This window comes from Paenibacillus sp. TY11 (genome assembly GCF_059772165.1).
The window spans coordinates 54,216-69,093 of record NZ_JCBAIQ010000025.1 but is presented as its reverse complement, the minus strand read 5'-3'; the positions used below and the strand labels follow the sequence as shown (position 1 = coordinate 69,093).

The window sequence follows — 14,878 nt, the reverse complement described above, 5'->3', positions numbered from 1 at the left end:
ATCCACCTGGATCGCCTGGAGAAACAGGGGTAACACCCCTTTTTCCCAGATACCAGACCATTATTATGTAAAGAAAAAGAACCCGCGTCTCAAAAAGACGGGGTTTCTCGACAATCTGAGCAGACGCATTAGCGTCTGCTTTTCATTTGGACAGAGGAAGTGTGTTGAGTCATTTTAGTTCTGACCTGTTCGACAGGCTTGAGTCCCAGTTTCTGCTCCCATTTTTCATAATATATAATAGCCGCCTGCATGAAGATGCCAGGAAGCTTCCGACTACGAATGAATTTATGAATGCCGACTGCGCAACCTGCTCCAATGAGCGCACCTGCCAAAATATCCGAAGGATAATGCACTCCGGTCCACACGCGAGATACTGCGATGAGCACAGCCAAGATAACCCAGAGGACACGATATTTTTGATGATGAATCCATAGAATTGCAACCAAAGCAAAAGCTCCAAGTGCATGATTGCTCGGAAATGAAGCATTGGGATCATGATGAATAAGCTGAATAACAGTATGTCCGACAAAAGGCCGATCTCTGTAAAACAAATGTCCAAGGCCCCAACTGATTACAAAGCCGATACAAACAGTTATAACAGCTTCTATAACCATCATCCGATGCGGCATTTTAAAGGTGAACCAGTAAATCAGCAAAGCCACTCCGAACAAATATGGTGCATACTGCGCCAAGAAACGCATGGTTCCATTTAAAAAGGCGAGGTGATTAGCCAGTTCATTGATCCAGTGAAACAAAGCATAGTCTACATTAATTAACATGAATAAATTACTCCTTAACATCAAAAAATTGAATTATAAAATTTATTATAGAGCGACTATACGGATAAAAGCTTAAAATCAAATAAAAAATGAATGTCATTTCCATTACTCATTTGTTTTTTCTATAGAAAATAGGTGGTTTTGCGATGGAAAAGTCGGTGCTGGTCATTGATGATGAAGAGAAGATATCCAGATTGCTTCAGTTGGAGTTATCCCATGAAGGATATGCAGTTGAAATCGCACAGACGGGTAGAGAAGGATTGGAAAAAGCTCTAGCACGTACATGGGATATTATTATTCTGGATGTGATGCTGCCGGAGATGAACGGGGTCGAGGTGCTGAAGCAGATTCGAAAAGTGGACAATCATACACCAGTAATTATGGTCACTGCACGTAACACGACCTCTGACAAGGTTTCAGGTCTGGATGAAGGTGCAAATGATTACATTACGAAGCCTTTTGAAATCGAGGAGTTATTAGCACGGATGCGGGCCAGTATGAGGCATCAATTGGAGCCAACAGCTACCGCTTTACAAGAAGAGGATAAGCCACTGTCTAGGCTTCAAGTCGATAGCTTGGTGTTGGAACGCAAGACACGGTCTGTGGTGAGGGAAGGAAAGCGAATCGAATTGACGCCCAAAGAATTTGATCTGCTTCTCTATCTTATGGAGCACAAAAATCAGGTATTGCAGCGGGATCAAATGATTCAGGACGTGTGGGGGTTTGATTTTGTCGGAGATACGAATGTAGTAGATGTGTATATCCGGTATGTTCGCAAAAAAATTGATCATGGATACAAAAAGAAACTGATTAAAACCGTGCGTGGCGTTGGGTACTGTATCAGGGAGGAAGATCATTGAAGCTGCGGACCAAAATCACCCTGCTCAGTTCTATTTTAGTGATGTCGATACTCCTGTTTGTGGACGTCACAGTTCATCTGCTGTTCGTCAAAATTGCTACTCGCAATGAAAGAGAAGTACTGCAAAATAAGTGGACTGAAATCATTGCCGAAACCGGACCCACGATGATTCTGAAAAATGCATGGGGCCCCGAGTTGAAAGATGAGCTTTCCGGAGATACCATTCTGAGGGTGTTTGATCAGCAATCCCGCCTTCTGTATGAAGTAAGTCGCCAATCCCGCTTCAAGCTGGGCGATATACGTTTTAACCCTTCTCAAAGCTCTCAACTGACAGATGTACAGGGTCATAAAATTCTGGTAATCCATCTCCCGGTGCTTTCTCCGGAGGGCAATCAGAAGGGGACGCTGGAGATCGTGGAAAAATGGGATGCGCTTGAAACCAATCTCGATATGTTAAATACGATTCTAGTCACATCGACTGTAGGGGCTATGTTGCTTAGTCTGGTAGGTAGCACGATTTTGGCGAATGCGATATTGCTGCCGATTTCGAGTAGTATTCAAACGATGCAGGAAATTGAAAGAAGCTTGAAATTCAAAAAAATTCCCGCTCGCAGTCACAATCAAGATGAATTGTCCCAAATGACCGCTACTTTCAACCGAATGATGGAGAGATTAGAAGAAAGCTTTCAAAGCCAGCAGCAGTTCGTTTCAGATGCTTCACATGAGCTGAATACGACACTTATGATTATTGAGGGCTATGCCAACATGTTGCGGCGGTGGGGTACGCGTGACGAGGACATTCGTAAGGAATCCATTGACTCGATCTATGAAGAAACTCAGCGAATGCGCACGATGACACAGCAATTGCTGACTTTGGCCTCTTCACAGCAGAAAGACCCCGAGAAGCATGAACGGATAGAGCTGATCGGTTGTTGTCAACAGGTAGTAGCGCATCTCAAGCCTGTACATGATCGTCAAATTTCTATTTTTACAGAAGACAAAGAAATTTGGCTGGATGCCAACCTTGCAAAAATGAAGCAGTTACTAGTGATCTTGCTAGATAATGCATTAAAGTACAGCTCAGATGAAATCGAAATATGGTTATCTACAGATGAAAAGGATGTCCACATACAGGTCAAGGATTATGGGATCGGGATACCCGTGGGCGAGATCAAGCGGGTCTTTGAACGATTTTATCGGGTAGACAGCTCCAGGCATCGTAAAACTGGAGGAACTGGGCTTGGGTTGCCGATTGCCAAGGCAATTACAGATACCCATCAGGGTACAATACGTATGGAAAGCGTAGAAGGAGAAGGAACGGAGGTCATCGTCACGTTGCCCCTAAGACAACAGGAAAGGCTGTCCCTACGGTAGGCATATCTACTCGCGGAACAGCCCTTTTTTGTTAGACCTTGTCCTAAAGAACACGACGTGCTGTAGTGTAGTGAGAACTCCACCATCCCGAATTAAGGTCCGTAATCGTTACGCCGCCTTTACCAAACGTGTGCAGTAGTTTGCCGTCTCCCATATAAATGGCTACATGATGAATAGGCGCATAGAAAAAGACCAAATCACCTTTTTTCAGCTGACTGCGCGGTACGTAAGTGCCGACGGTCGATTGTTGTCTGGACGAACGTGGAAGCTTGATGCCATTTTGTGCAAACACATACTGAGTAAACGAAGAGCAATCAAAAGAGTTTGTGTTGCCTGCTTTAGCTCCAAATTGATAACGTACGCCCATAAACTGAGAACCTGTAGAAATAATCTGATCCGCTGTGCCCGCCGAAGCAGCATGAGTGGTGTCTGATCCAACTACGAAACTCCCTGCACTGAAAACCAAAGTCATGGTAAAGCAAATACCCATCCATAATTTTTTAGAAGTACGTTTCATACTATAATTCCTCCGTCATTTCATATTGTGGTAATGACCTGAAATGACAATAACACATATAAAATATCCGGAATTTACCACACATGGTTACAATCCTGTTACCGCAACGCTTTGTCCTGATTTATTAGAAAACGATGAGAATTATCTCCTTAATTTTGGCTTGACAAATTGTACAGGCTCCCCTTATTGCTAGGCTCGTATGACAAAAAGCGACTTGCAGACGATTGGCACAAGCAATCATGCAAAATATACATACCTATATACTACAATTTATAAGCTGTACGGGAGTATGCTCAGATTCCCGTTTATATCGTAAAGATCACACCGTATTTCCGGTCAGGAAGGGGAATTCGTATGGCTTCAAAGCAGAATAAAGCACTCAAAGACCGACGTCTAACCATTGTTCAGGTCATCTCCAACTATCCCGATGCACAGCCGGTACCCTCCATCAAGGGCGGAACGGAAAAGGTCGTGTATGAATTAACGGAGGAACTGGTCAGACGAGGGCATCATGTATCTCTGTTTGCCGCCCGTGGGAGCAGGAGCAGCGCGCGGCTGATTCCCTATCCCAAGGGTTTGAAACATAGTCAGATTCCCAGATATGTACTTCAACATATGCCTTCCGGCACGCACATCATTCATGATCATACCTTTCGTTCTGCTGTAGGACGCAGGAAGCTGCCTTGTCCATCGGTATGCACAGTCCATCTTCCAGTGAAGAGACACGGTAAAAACCCGGTATATGTCAGTAAGCGAGCACGTCAGCTTATGGGCGGGGGCAAAGGATTTTATATCTATAACGGCATCAACACACATGAATACGAGTTCAGCAGCGAGAAGCGCGGGTATTTGCTGTTCATGGGCAGAATCATACGAGATAAAGGTGTATTGGAGGCCATTCAGGTTGCAGAACGAACAGGAAAGAGACTGCTTATTGCTGGTCCTATCAAAGCCCCTGTATTTTTCCGCCAAGAGATTCAGAAACGAATTCAGCGCAATCCCAATATCCGCTATGTGGGGGCCGTGGGAGGCGATCAGAAACAGAAGTTGCTGAAGCATGCAGAATGTCTGTTGTTTCCGACACTGTGGGAAGAGCCATTCGGGCTCGTAATGGTAGAGGCCATGGCTTGTGGAACACCAGTGCTGGCTTTAAAAAACGGCTCCGTTCCCGAGGTACTATCAGGCTTTCCGCAATTGATTTGCAAATCGGTTAGCCAAATGGTACGAAAGGCACAGCAAAAAAATTACCCGTCACCAGCGAAGCTGCGTTTGTATGTCACCCAAAGATTTACCAACAAACAGATGACCAGTAACTACTTGAAACTATACCGTGAAATCATCCGTCGGCGAGAACAGAAGAGAGGACATCGATAGCCTATACGGAGGTGAAGGGGATGCAGGTCAAACAATATATGCTTGGAAAGGGCTCTTGGGCGACTCCTTATTATGTAGCCACAGGGGGCCAGAAAGGACCGTGTGCGATGGTGGTCGCGGGCATACATGGCAAGGAAATAGCAAGCATACGCGCTGCTGAGAAACTGGTGAAGCTTTTGAATCAGCAGAAGCTGCGATTCAGCCATGGTAAACTTATTATTGTACCTATTGTGAACCAAGAGGCTTACCGTAAACGGATTAGAGGAATACCTGATCTTAATCGAACCTTTCCGCGCAAAAAAAAGCAGGTGGCCACACAACCACTTTCCGCTGCTCTATTCAAATTAACACAAAAGCATCAACCTGAATGGTATCTCGACTTGCATGAGGCCAATGGATTGTCACAAAAGGATGCCAACGTGCTTGGTCAAACGCTAATCTCCAATAAGGGCAATCCGGTAGTTCCTACAATGCGTCGGATCATTAAGCGAATGAATCGCTCCATCAAGGTGAACGACCGACATTTCAACATTCGGCTGCATGAGCTTCCAGGTTCCTCCCGCACCGCTGTAGCCCGTATTTTAGGGGCACGCGCGGTTACCGTAGAAACGGGGTGGAGCCTACCCAAGAAAGTACGCATACACTATCAGTTGGAGATCGTGCAGCATTTTTTAAGAGAAGCCGGGATGGTCAAGGCCAACGAGGTATATTTATCTGCCAAGGTTAGAACGGTTACCTCAAGAAAATATAGCATTACAAAATAAAATCGCTTCTGGAGCAAGGATTTTTCTTCACCTTGCTCAAAAGCGATTTTTTTATGTGCGATCTTCGTGCAGAAATCTGTATAGTACTGACGTTATATCTATGTGTTGTCAGGACTCAGATTTATAGAAGGCGCTCACCAAACTGTGGCCTAGACGGACCTCGATCAGCTCCAGTGATGTATCCAGATCGGCGCGGATTGTGTGATACGTATCGACCGGGATGCTAAATACAGAACCGCTTGCTGCAGCAAAGCGTTCTCCGTTCAGCATGACCTCTCCCCGGCCGGACACGATCGACCACACTTTAAGTCCACTGCCGTGAAGGCGGCCATTCAAGCGATGATCTGGCAGCACTGTCAGTCGTATGGCCAGTATATCATTCAGACTCCGATGATCAAATTCGTCCAGCACCCGGTAACTTCCCCAAGAGGTTTCACCATGCATGGGGTGTAGTTGAAGTCTCCCTAGTTGCTCCTTGATCGCGTGAGCATGGCTCTTGGCGGCAATGAGAATACCGTCGGGGCTGGCAGCAGCAATAATATTCTCCACGCCAATGACATGAAGTGGATAGGGCAGTTCATTGACGATATGCGTGCCATGAGTTGGACCGCTGATCTGTCCACGCCCGATCACTTGGCTGCTTAGCTGCTCTGTTAACGTCTGCCAGTTGCCGATGTCGTGCCATTCGCCATCGTAGGGCAGGACGACGGCACGTTCGGCACGCTCCGCAATCTCCTCGTCGAAACTGCGAACCGGAAGACTATCATACATTGCGCACAATGCTTTGTCGTTCAGCGGCAAATGACTTCGCTCCATACAGGACAGCATATACCGTAACGTAAAAGCGTAAATACCGCAGTTCCACAGCGCGCCTTGGTTAATAAGCTGTTGCGCCCCAGAGAGATTTGGCTTTTCCGTGAAGCGGGCAACTTGCGCATAAGAAGTTTTCCCTTCCTGCATCATTTGCAGACCCGGAACGATATAGCCGTATTGGTCGGAGGGATGAGTGGGCCTTGTCCCAAGCATAGCCAGATCGGCTCCGCTCTCAAGCAATAAACCGGAGAGCGCTGCTATGCTGTGGAAGAAGTCCTCTCCTGCAAACATATCTGCTGGAGCAATGCAGAGAACTTCATCCAGCCCCGTGCCTCTGGTGTGATAATAAGCAGCCGCCAGTGCAGCAGCGGTGAAGGTTCCCCGTTTGGCAGGCTCGCCCAGAACGGGCAGACGACCTTCTGTATGGCGAAAGGCTAGATTTACCTGACTCCGATGAGCCAGAAGCAGGGCAGAGGAATCCAGTCCGGCTAAGGTAAGCTGACGGTACACTCGACCGAGCATAGATTCCTTCTGCCCGTCAGGAGCGGGCAACAACCGGAGAAACAGCTTAGACCGGATATCGTTGGATAATGGCCATAGCCGTTTTCCAGCACCACCGCATAACAATACGATGCGCACGGACGTTTCCTCCTTCAATGCATATCCATTTGGATTGCACCATTTTGCGGGATTTTCTTTTTTAGGAACTATTTCACCGATGATTCAATCTTTGTTTTTGAAGCTAGCTGGTACACCTTGCGTTGATGAAAGGATAAGGAGCGGTAGCTTTTGGCCAAGACGTCCAATTGTTTTTGCGACAGGGAAGAAGCCCGACTATGAAGCGCTTTATTAAGTGACTTGCGTAAAATCATCCGAGTTGGCTGATTGCTGTATAGATAGTTGGCATACGTTTCATATTCGGAAAAACCAAACTGTTTTTTCTGGTCTATACTTTGGATAATCGCATTGTACCAAGGTTTTCCATGTCGGGCCTCAATAACTTGCTTGAGCTGGGTGAGCCGCGCTTTTTCAAAAAGCATATAGTGTGTAACAAAAGACTTTGGTGAGGGAGCTTTAACGCCCATCAGCTTGCGGTAGGTACGAAAATACTCAGGCTGGCTCCAGCTGCGGTAGTAAAAAATCGTTTTTCCGTCTTTACGGAACGTATGTGGACGAATCAAAATCGTGTCCGCGTCAATGATGAGAAAAAAAGACGATTTACTGATTTTGTCGCCATTCATTTTGAGCAACTGCTGATACAGCCAGCCTGACCGATCCCAGCGTGTTGTGCCGTAATGAATATGTTTTTTGGTGATAGGCAGTACCGTTTTTTCGTCTATAAATGTACATTTCTTGTTAGCGCACAGACGACGAATCCCGGTGCTTTGCGGTGAAACGATATAAATGGTTCCAATTCGGTGCTGCACGTGACGGCGCAGACTGTCAATCACCAGCGGTAGTGTGGCAATATCTTTATCAATTGCGGGAATCAGAACATCGATTGTAAGGGAACCCTTCCGTGACCCATCCGATTGCGCTGACATGTTATTCACTCCCTATATATGTGCAGATATACGCTTTCGGCGTCTCACATTATCGTATGCCTGGACAGGCGCTTTCGACCGGGCAAGGTCAACCGTCCATTTCTATGCAGCATAGGGCTGATGGAGCTTCGAATGGGGAGTTGGTGCATACGATAGATTGATCTTTTTTAACAGGAGCGTTCTACCCTGAGAGCAGAGAGGAGAGGGGCAAGTGAATTCTTCACAAGCGCAGGCGCTGCGCAGCAAATGGCATAAAACCAAATTGTTGCTCCAGCATGGCAGCATCAAGCCTTTTGTACCTGAAACCCGGAAATATAACAAAGCAAATTTGAAGTCGATGCTGGAGAAGTACGGTATGGTCTATGTAAAACCCGAGCGAGGTACCTTTGGTAAAGGTGTAATGAGAGTAGAGCAGGAGGCAGGCCAGCGTTTCGTCTATCAATATGAGGAAAAGCGTCTGGAATTCAAACAGTTGGATGCACTATATACCAGCCTATCGAAACATACGGGGAAGAAAAGTTATCTCATTCAAAAGGGAATCCATTTACTGCGCCATCAAATGCGTTATTTTGATATCCGGGTCATGGTGCAGCGTAATGAAAAAGGGTCATGGGAGTCTACCGGAATTATTGGACGTCTTGGTCATCCCCGTAAAATCGTGACCAATTATCATAGTGGTGGTAAGCCGATGGCCTTGGAGCAGCTACTGAAATCCCATTTATCGCAAAGCAAGCAGGCTGAGCTGGTCAAGAAGCTAAATGAACTGGGTATTACCATTGCCACACAACTGCAAAAAACATATCCGAATTTCCGGCAAATTGGTGTGGACATTGGACTGGATCATCGCTTTACCCCATGGATTATTGAGGTGAACACGAAGCCTGACCCATATATTTTTAACCAATTAACAGATAAGTCTATGTACCGTAAAGTATTAAGCTATTGGCGACTGGCTAATGAAAAAAGGAAAGTCACAGTCCCAAGCAAAGACAAAAATAAAGACAATAATAACGATAATGCCAGCAAGCTAATACAGAAAAAAGGATGAATTTTTATGATCATCCCTTTTTCTTGCCTATTTTTTTCAAATTTATCTCTTTTGCTTTAAAAACTCTTATGGTGCTTTTTATTTAGGATATTAATTTTTAAACGCGCCAAGTACCCATTTGTTTGCGTATAAGTACGATTTGTCCACTATGATACGCATCGTGCAGCGTCCACCTCGATAATTCTGCACCGAGAGTTTCGGAGCCGAAAGACTTATCCAGATCAGCATCAGTCAGAGCAGTAATGACGGCAAGCAATTGGTTAACAAGGGTTTCCGTTTTTTTTAGTGTTTCCTGCCATCCTTCATGGTCCTCAGCATCCCCCGGCAGCCCGAATGTCTCATCGTTGCTTATTCCAGTTGAGCTTACAGGTCGGTCGGTTAAACGGTTTAAAATTCGCTCATTGTAATAATTAATGTGACGAACCGTTTGCCAGATCGTGTTTCCTCCACCCTGTGGTGTCCAAGTGGCTTCATGCGTTGTCACGCCTTGCAGTGCAGCGGCAAGGGGAACAATCCATTCTTCCTTATCCCATGAATTTTCTCTTTGCAATACCAGCATATTTACTCGATCTTGGTTCACCTAACCCAACTCCTTCTGTAGGAATGTAACTAGCTAAACATAGAATAAATCGTTACAATTAACAATGTAGCATGACGAACAAAGATTTGCAACCAGTTAAATTTATTTTGGTGGTTACACGTAATAGGGGGAACTCTTTTGAATACACTTTGGACTGATTTTGTAAACAGCGAATGGCACGACTGGAGAGGTAGCGGACGTTCAGAGGATCGTTTGTTGAAACCGGAATGGCAAAATGACTTTCTTATACAGTGGCAATTTACCGCTCCGGTCCCAGCCAGTGCGGAAGATATCGAAGAAATGCAAATTCTCCGACGGGAATTGCGCAGCTTCGCTGAGCACCTGGCATCCGGCGGACAAATAACGTCTGATCTGGTGGATAAGATTAACCGGAAGATGATGGAAGGGGGGCCGGTCACTCGCTCATTAAAGCAAAAGGATGAGCATTTCAGCATTGTGCTGGAACCTGTGGCAAACGGCTGGAAAAAAGTGCTGGCAGAGGTTATAGCCGATTTTGCCCAGGCATTCGTCAATAGCGGCGGCTCGAGAATTCGTATTTGCGATAACACCGATTGCCGATGGGTGTTTTACGATGATACCCGAAATCGGTCAAAGCGATTTTGCGACGATAAAATGTGCGGTAATTTGATGAAGGTACGTCGTTTTCGCGAGCGTAAGAAAAAGTAGATGGATAGAGAGAATTTATATGAGCAACATATGTGGGGCCCACTCCTTTATGAACAATGGAGTGGGTTATTTGAAATTGAACAACCTGTGACCCTGTGCTATGCTTATATGAAAGAGAAGATAGACGTAGTAATTATGACCATTGCTATGCACATAAACATCTGATGATACGATGAATAGAAGGGATGTACAGCCATGAACTCTGTCATTGAACTTAACAATGTAAGCTGGAAAAGAGATAACCGTACGATACTGGATCAAATCAATTGGCAGGTAGCTGAGGGAGAGCACTGGGCTGTACTCGGCTTGAATGGATCAGGTAAAACAACGATGCTCAATATGATTAACGGTTACATATGGCCAACTACAGGTAGTGTCGGTGTATTGGGTCATACCTTTGGGGATGTGGATCTGAGGGAGCTGCGCAAATCTATTGGTTGGGTCAGTTCCTCTTTACAGGAAAGAATTAATGGGAGTCAGCGTACGCAGGATGTCGTCATTAGCGGTAAGTTTGCCTCCATTGGACTTTATGATCAGACGACAGATACGGATTACGAACAGGCCGTTCACCTCATGACCCAACTGGGCTGTGCTCATCTCATGGATCGGTTGTATCAGGGATGCTCACAGGGAGAAAAGCAAAAAGTGCTTATCGCTCGTGCATTAATGGCCTCGCCCAAGCTACTGATTTTGGACGAGGCGTGTAATGGTTTGGACTTTTTTTCCCGGGAAGCACTACTTACTAGCATTCGTCAGTTATCCGAGTCGCCAGGTTCGCCGAATTTACTTTATGTTACACATCATATTGAAGAAATTCTACCGATGTACACGCATACGATTCTGATTCGTCGGGGCACTGTGTTTGCTAAAGGTAAAACGACTGATATTCTGAGCACTGAAACGCTTAGTGCTTTTTTTGAAACGCCTGTGCAAGTAGAATGGAGACAGGATCGCGCATGGCTCTCTATGGTTTAGAGAGTCTTTTTTTCTAGCTAAGCTGCTACCATCATAATCAGAATGGGCAAAATCAGAAATGAGGCAAGCGTGCTCCACAGGATGCAGGTGGAAACCAGTTTTGGCGATGCATTAAATTTTTCTGCTAAAATGACAGCATTCACAGCAACCGGCATCGAGGCCAGAATGAAGAGAACGGAGAACAAAAGGCCTGAAATTCCCAGTATCAGCATGGCAAGACAAGCTGCAAGCGGGGAGAGGAGAAGTCGGATTGTTAGTCCTGCGTAACTGGCTTTTTTAATAGTCGGCTCCAGCTTGAATATTTTCACATAAGCCATCTGGGTGCCAAGGATCGCCAGCACGACCGGAGAATAGGCGGCAGCAATCATCGAGACGCCTGACTGAATGCCGGTGGGAAGATGCCAATCCAGCAGCCGCAGTCCTATGGCAAGTAGAGCCGCATAGATCGCAGGAAGTGAAAACACTGACTTAACGGCACTTTGAACGGAAAATTCAGAGCGGGCTGCAAAGTAAACTCCAAGGGTATTGACCAGAATAATCTGGATGACGACATACACGGAGGCTTTATCCAGACCGAGCTGTCCAAAGGCAAGTAAAATAAGGGGCAGTCCATAATTCGCGCTATTGGTCAGCGTGGAGATTAAGGTAAGCCCAGCCGTCTCCGGGGCGCTCAGCCTAAAGATTTTCCCCGCTAATTGTGCAATTCCCCACAACAGCAGCAGGTTCAGTATTGAAAAGGCGGCGGTCTGCACCACATCATGCCAGGAAAGCTGCGCTTTGAGCAGTGTGTCCAGAATCATTGCGGGACTTAAAAAATATAAGTATAAAGTCGAGAGCGGTTTCGTTTCCAGCTTCATGAATTTGCCGAGTAAAAATCCGGCGATCACCGGAATGGACAGCGGAACGATAACGGATAAAAGAGTTGAAAGTACGATTTGAATCATGAATTCCACCCATCCTTTCTTAATGACATTTTCCATTATAGGACGCTACTTTCGAGCCCGTCCAAGATGAAAATACGATTAAGGTCATAGGAAAATACTATGAAGCTTTTGGCACTTATTCTGAGAACAACAAAAGGGATGCCCACAGCCATGTTGAACGGCTGGTAGGAACATCCCTTTTTTATGATGGAGAACCAATTTATCCTGCTAATTATGCAGAAGCCACGGTTTCTGCTTTGGTTCGGCAATCGTCAGAACAATAGTGTTGATGCTGCTCTTCGCAAACTGGACATACGATATGCTGGAGATTGCACACCGGGCAGTTGATATAATGATCGCTCGGCGCTTCACAATGGAAGCACTTGCCGACAATGACGTCCTCATCCGTATGATTGATCGGAATCGAGATTCGTTCGTCAAACACGTAGCATTTACCGTCAAATAAACGTCCTTGTACTTCCGGGTCCTTGCTGTAAGTCACAATGCCGCCATCCAACTGGCCTACATCATTAAAGCCTTCTTTGATCAGAAGACCGGACAGCTTTTCGCAACGGATCCCTCCGGTACAGTATGTCAGGATTTTCTTGTCCTTGAACTGACTCATATTGTCGCGAATCCACTGTGGAAATTCACGGAACGATTCGACTTCGGGGCGAATGGCCCCACGGAAATGACCGATGTCATATTCATAGTCATTACGTCCGTCCAGAACAACTACATCTTCATCTTGAAGCTGTTCATAAAACTCCTTTGGTGACAGACGCTTGCCGCTGATTACATTAGGGTCCAGCTCATCCTCATGACGCAGCGTAACAAGCTCCTGACGATGGCGTACAAATATTTTTTTGAACGCATGACCGTCAGACTCATCTATTTTAATAACGATATCGTGGAATTTCGGATTGGCGCGCAAATCACGCATATATTGCTCCGTTTGCTCTACTGTACCTGACAGTGTTCCGTTGATTCCTTCCTCAGCAATCAAGATTCTTCCCTTGACGCCCAGTTCCTTGCAGTAGGCCAGATGCTCTGCCGTAAAGGTGGCAGGATCTTCAATGTTGACATATTTGTAAAACAACAAAATTCGATAAGCATGTTCACACATGTAAAATCACCCTCTGATTCAAGTCAAAGTTTTTTAACAAGCAATTTTAAATGTACCACATTCTTTAAGTTAGTCAACATAAATGTATAAAAAGTGGAAATGCAAAAGATGACGAGCGACAAAAGTAAGGGTTTACATTATAATGGTATCGTAGTCATGGGCTGATTTTTGGTAGCAGGATAAGTTCTACCAGATGAAAGGATGAATGAAATGGAACATCATTTGACAGCGCATACACCACCTATGGGGTGGAATAGCTGGGATTGCTACGGCGCAGCGGTGCGGGAAGAGGAAGTACGGGGAAATGCTCAATATATGGCGGAGCACCTGAAGGAATATGGTTGGGAATATGTCGTGGTGGATATTCAGTGGTATGAGTCGGGAGCGGTATCTTCACAGTATCGCCCTTTTGTTCCATTGGAAATGGATTCATTTTCACGTCTTATTCCAGCGGTGAATCGTTTCCCTTCGGCAGCAGATGGACGCGGCTTCCAAGCTCTTGCGGAATATGTGCACAGTTTGGGATTGAAATTTGGTATACATATGATGAGAGGCATCTCCAGACAGGCGGTGCATCAGGATACCCCGATTTTGGGGACCACAGCCACGGCCAGACAAATTGCACATCCCAACTCTATTTGTCCCTGGAACACAGATATGTATGGGGTAGATGCATCCAAAGAAGGCGCACAGGAGTATTATAATTCGTTGTTTGACCTGTATGCGGAATGGGGTGTCGATTTTGTCAAAGTAGATGACATTGCTGCATCACGTCTCTATGGTATTCATTTGGCGGAAATTGAATTGATTAGGCGGGCTATCGCCCAATGTGGACGTCCGATGGTGTTGAGTCTATCGCCTGGTCCTGCACCGTTGGAGCATGCATCTGATTTAATCGCAAACGCTAATATGTGGCGCATGACTGATGATTTCTGGGATGTATGGCCTTTACTGCATGGTATGTTTGAGCGCTGCGAGAAATGGACGGAACATGTGGGTCCGGGTCACTGGCCGGATTGCGATATGTTGCCATTGGGCCATCTGGGTATTCGTTCGGTAGATTCGGTAGATTCCGGCAGCCATGACCGATGGACACGCTTTACGAAGGATGAGCAGCTGACGATGATGACCTTGTGGAGCATTTTCCGGTCTCCGTTGATGTTCGGAGGAGAACTGCGGGATAACGATGCATGGACACTTTCTTTGCTGACTAATGAAGAAGTGCTAGATGCTCATCGCAACGGTTTGAATGCGCGACAGGTTTATAGAAAAGATGAACATATCGTTTGGACTTCGCATAACGAGGAAGGTCATGTATATGCGGCTTTATTTAATGCTGGAGATGAAGCTTCAGCAGTCCGTGTATCCTTAAAGGACCTTGGTATTGAAGGACAGGCAAGTGCCAGAGACTTATGGAACCATGTGGATTTAGGTATTTTAGCGCAAGAACTGTCCGCAGATTTACCTCCTCACGGAGCTGCTCTATTTATTTTAAAATAGCACGATGTAAGGAAG

The 14,878-nt window shown here is 45.8% G+C and carries 15 protein-coding genes; 8 read left to right on the top strand and 7 right to left on the bottom strand.

The genetic code is table 11. The features are described from left to right. Positions 1-128: 128 nt before the first annotated feature. Positions 129-779 (bottom strand): undecaprenyl-diphosphatase, encoded by a 651-nt coding sequence (locus AC6EJC_RS22875; protein ID WP_444955931.1) that lies wholly within the window; start codon positions 777-779, stop codon positions 129-131. 146 nt (positions 780-925) lie between these two features. Here AC6EJC_RS22875 and AC6EJC_RS22870 point away from each other — a divergent pair, with 146 nt between their 5' ends. Together AC6EJC_RS22870 and AC6EJC_RS22865 are read left to right on the top strand one after the other, a co-directional pair. Further along, positions 926-1,639: a response regulator transcription factor gene (locus tag AC6EJC_RS22870; RefSeq protein ID WP_444955930.1), complete on the top strand. Its 714-nt coding sequence runs from the start codon at positions 926-928 to the stop codon at positions 1,637-1,639. Continuing rightward, entirely contained in the window at positions 1,636-3,012 is a 1,377-nt protein-coding gene (locus AC6EJC_RS22865; RefSeq protein ID WP_444955929.1) for a sensor histidine kinase, read from the top strand. The genes AC6EJC_RS22870 and AC6EJC_RS22865 overlap by 4 nt, the downstream gene beginning before the upstream one ends. Before the next feature lie 43 nt (positions 3,013-3,055). Here AC6EJC_RS22865 and AC6EJC_RS22860 read toward each other — a convergent pair whose 3' ends face one another. Continuing rightward, entirely contained in the window at positions 3,056-3,529 is a 474-nt protein-coding gene (locus AC6EJC_RS22860) for a C40 family peptidase (RefSeq protein ID WP_444955928.1), read from the bottom strand. Between the two features lie 354 nt (positions 3,530-3,883). Between AC6EJC_RS22860 and AC6EJC_RS22855 the strand changes: the two genes are divergently transcribed. Together AC6EJC_RS22855 and AC6EJC_RS22850 are read left to right on the top strand one after the other, a co-directional pair. After that, positions 3,884-4,903, top strand: a complete 1,020-nt coding sequence (locus tag AC6EJC_RS22855; RefSeq protein WP_444955927.1) for a glycosyltransferase family 4 protein — start codon at positions 3,884-3,886, stop codon at positions 4,901-4,903. Between the two features lie 20 nt (positions 4,904-4,923). Further along, on the top strand, positions 4,924-5,667 hold the full coding sequence (locus AC6EJC_RS22850) for a M14 family metallopeptidase (protein WP_444955926.1): 744 nt from the start codon (positions 4,924-4,926) through the stop codon (positions 5,665-5,667). 108 nt (positions 5,668-5,775) lie between these two features. Here AC6EJC_RS22850 and AC6EJC_RS22845 read toward each other — a convergent pair whose 3' ends face one another. Further along, positions 5,776-7,119 (bottom strand): sugar phosphate nucleotidyltransferase, encoded by a 1,344-nt coding sequence (locus tag AC6EJC_RS22845; protein WP_444955925.1) that lies wholly within the window; start codon positions 7,117-7,119, stop codon positions 5,776-5,778. Positions 7,120-7,187: 68 nt separating this feature from the next. After that, a complete protein-coding gene (locus AC6EJC_RS22840) occupies positions 7,188-8,024 on the bottom strand; it encodes a DUF6492 family protein (RefSeq protein ID WP_444955924.1) in 837 nt (278 codons plus the stop codon). Positions 8,025-8,235: 211 nt separating this feature from the next. On the opposite strand from AC6EJC_RS22840, the gene AC6EJC_RS22835 reads away from it, so the two are divergent. Beyond that, a complete protein-coding gene (locus AC6EJC_RS22835; protein ID WP_444955923.1) occupies positions 8,236-9,072 on the top strand; it encodes a YheC/YheD family protein in 837 nt (278 codons plus the stop codon). A 97-nt stretch (positions 9,073-9,169) separates the two neighbouring features. Here AC6EJC_RS22835 and AC6EJC_RS22830 read toward each other — a convergent pair whose 3' ends face one another. Then, positions 9,170-9,652: a DinB family protein gene (locus AC6EJC_RS22830; RefSeq protein ID WP_444955922.1), complete on the bottom strand. Its 483-nt coding sequence runs from the start codon at positions 9,650-9,652 to the stop codon at positions 9,170-9,172. Between the two features lie 138 nt (positions 9,653-9,790). Between AC6EJC_RS22830 and AC6EJC_RS22825 the strand changes: the two genes are divergently transcribed. Beyond that, entirely contained in the window at positions 9,791-10,339 is a 549-nt protein-coding gene (locus AC6EJC_RS22825) for a CGNR zinc finger domain-containing protein (protein WP_444955921.1), read from the top strand. Between the two features lie 195 nt (positions 10,340-10,534). Next, positions 10,535-11,314, top strand: coding sequence for an ABC transporter ATP-binding protein (locus AC6EJC_RS22820; protein ID WP_444955920.1), 780 nt, complete (start codon positions 10,535-10,537; stop codon positions 11,312-11,314). 17 nt (positions 11,315-11,331) lie between these two features. On the opposite strand, the gene AC6EJC_RS22815 is transcribed toward AC6EJC_RS22820, so the two are convergent. Together AC6EJC_RS22815 and trhO are read right to left on the bottom strand one after the other, a co-directional pair. Next, a complete protein-coding gene (locus AC6EJC_RS22815) occupies positions 11,332-12,258 on the bottom strand; it encodes an AEC family transporter (RefSeq protein ID WP_444955919.1) in 927 nt (308 codons plus the stop codon). A 211-nt stretch (positions 12,259-12,469) separates the two neighbouring features. Continuing rightward, a complete protein-coding gene (gene trhO, locus AC6EJC_RS22810; protein ID WP_444955918.1) occupies positions 12,470-13,363 on the bottom strand; it encodes an oxygen-dependent tRNA uridine(34) hydroxylase TrhO in 894 nt (297 codons plus the stop codon). Between the two features lie 210 nt (positions 13,364-13,573). Between trhO and AC6EJC_RS22805 the strand changes: the two genes are divergently transcribed. After that, complete coding sequence (locus tag AC6EJC_RS22805) at positions 13,574-14,863, top strand: glycoside hydrolase family 27 protein (protein WP_444955917.1); 1,290 nt, start codon at positions 13,574-13,576, stop codon at positions 14,861-14,863. Positions 14,864-14,878 lie beyond the last annotated feature (15 nt).

Bases quoted from the DNA above. Each gene is read 5' to 3' on its own strand.
- AC6EJC_RS22820 (WP_444955920.1), top strand. From the start codon at position 10,535: ATGAACTCTGTCATTGAACTTAACAATGTAAGCTGGAAAAGAGATAAC.
- AC6EJC_RS22840 (WP_444955924.1), bottom strand. From the start codon at position 8,024: ATGTCAGCGCAATCGGATGGGTCACGGAAGGGTTCCCTTACAATCGAT.
- AC6EJC_RS22875 (WP_444955931.1), bottom strand. From the start codon at position 779: ATGTTAATTAATGTAGACTATGCTTTGTTTCACTGGATCAATGAACTG.
- AC6EJC_RS22860 (WP_444955928.1), bottom strand. From the start codon at position 3,529: ATGAAACGTACTTCTAAAAAATTATGGATGGGTATTTGCTTTACCATG.
- AC6EJC_RS22870 (WP_444955930.1), top strand. From the start codon at position 926: ATGGAAAAGTCGGTGCTGGTCATTGATGATGAAGAGAAGATATCCAGA.
- trhO (WP_444955918.1), bottom strand. From the start codon at position 13,363: ATGTGTGAACATGCTTATCGAATTTTGTTGTTTTACAAATATGTCAAC.
- AC6EJC_RS22850 (WP_444955926.1), top strand. From the start codon at position 4,924: ATGCAGGTCAAACAATATATGCTTGGAAAGGGCTCTTGGGCGACTCCT.
- AC6EJC_RS22805 (WP_444955917.1), top strand. From the start codon at position 13,574: ATGGAACATCATTTGACAGCGCATACACCACCTATGGGGTGGAATAGC.
- AC6EJC_RS22815 (WP_444955919.1), bottom strand. From the start codon at position 12,258: ATGATTCAAATCGTACTTTCAACTCTTTTATCCGTTATCGTTCCGCTG.
- AC6EJC_RS22855 (WP_444955927.1), top strand. From the start codon at position 3,884: ATGGCTTCAAAGCAGAATAAAGCACTCAAAGACCGACGTCTAACCATT.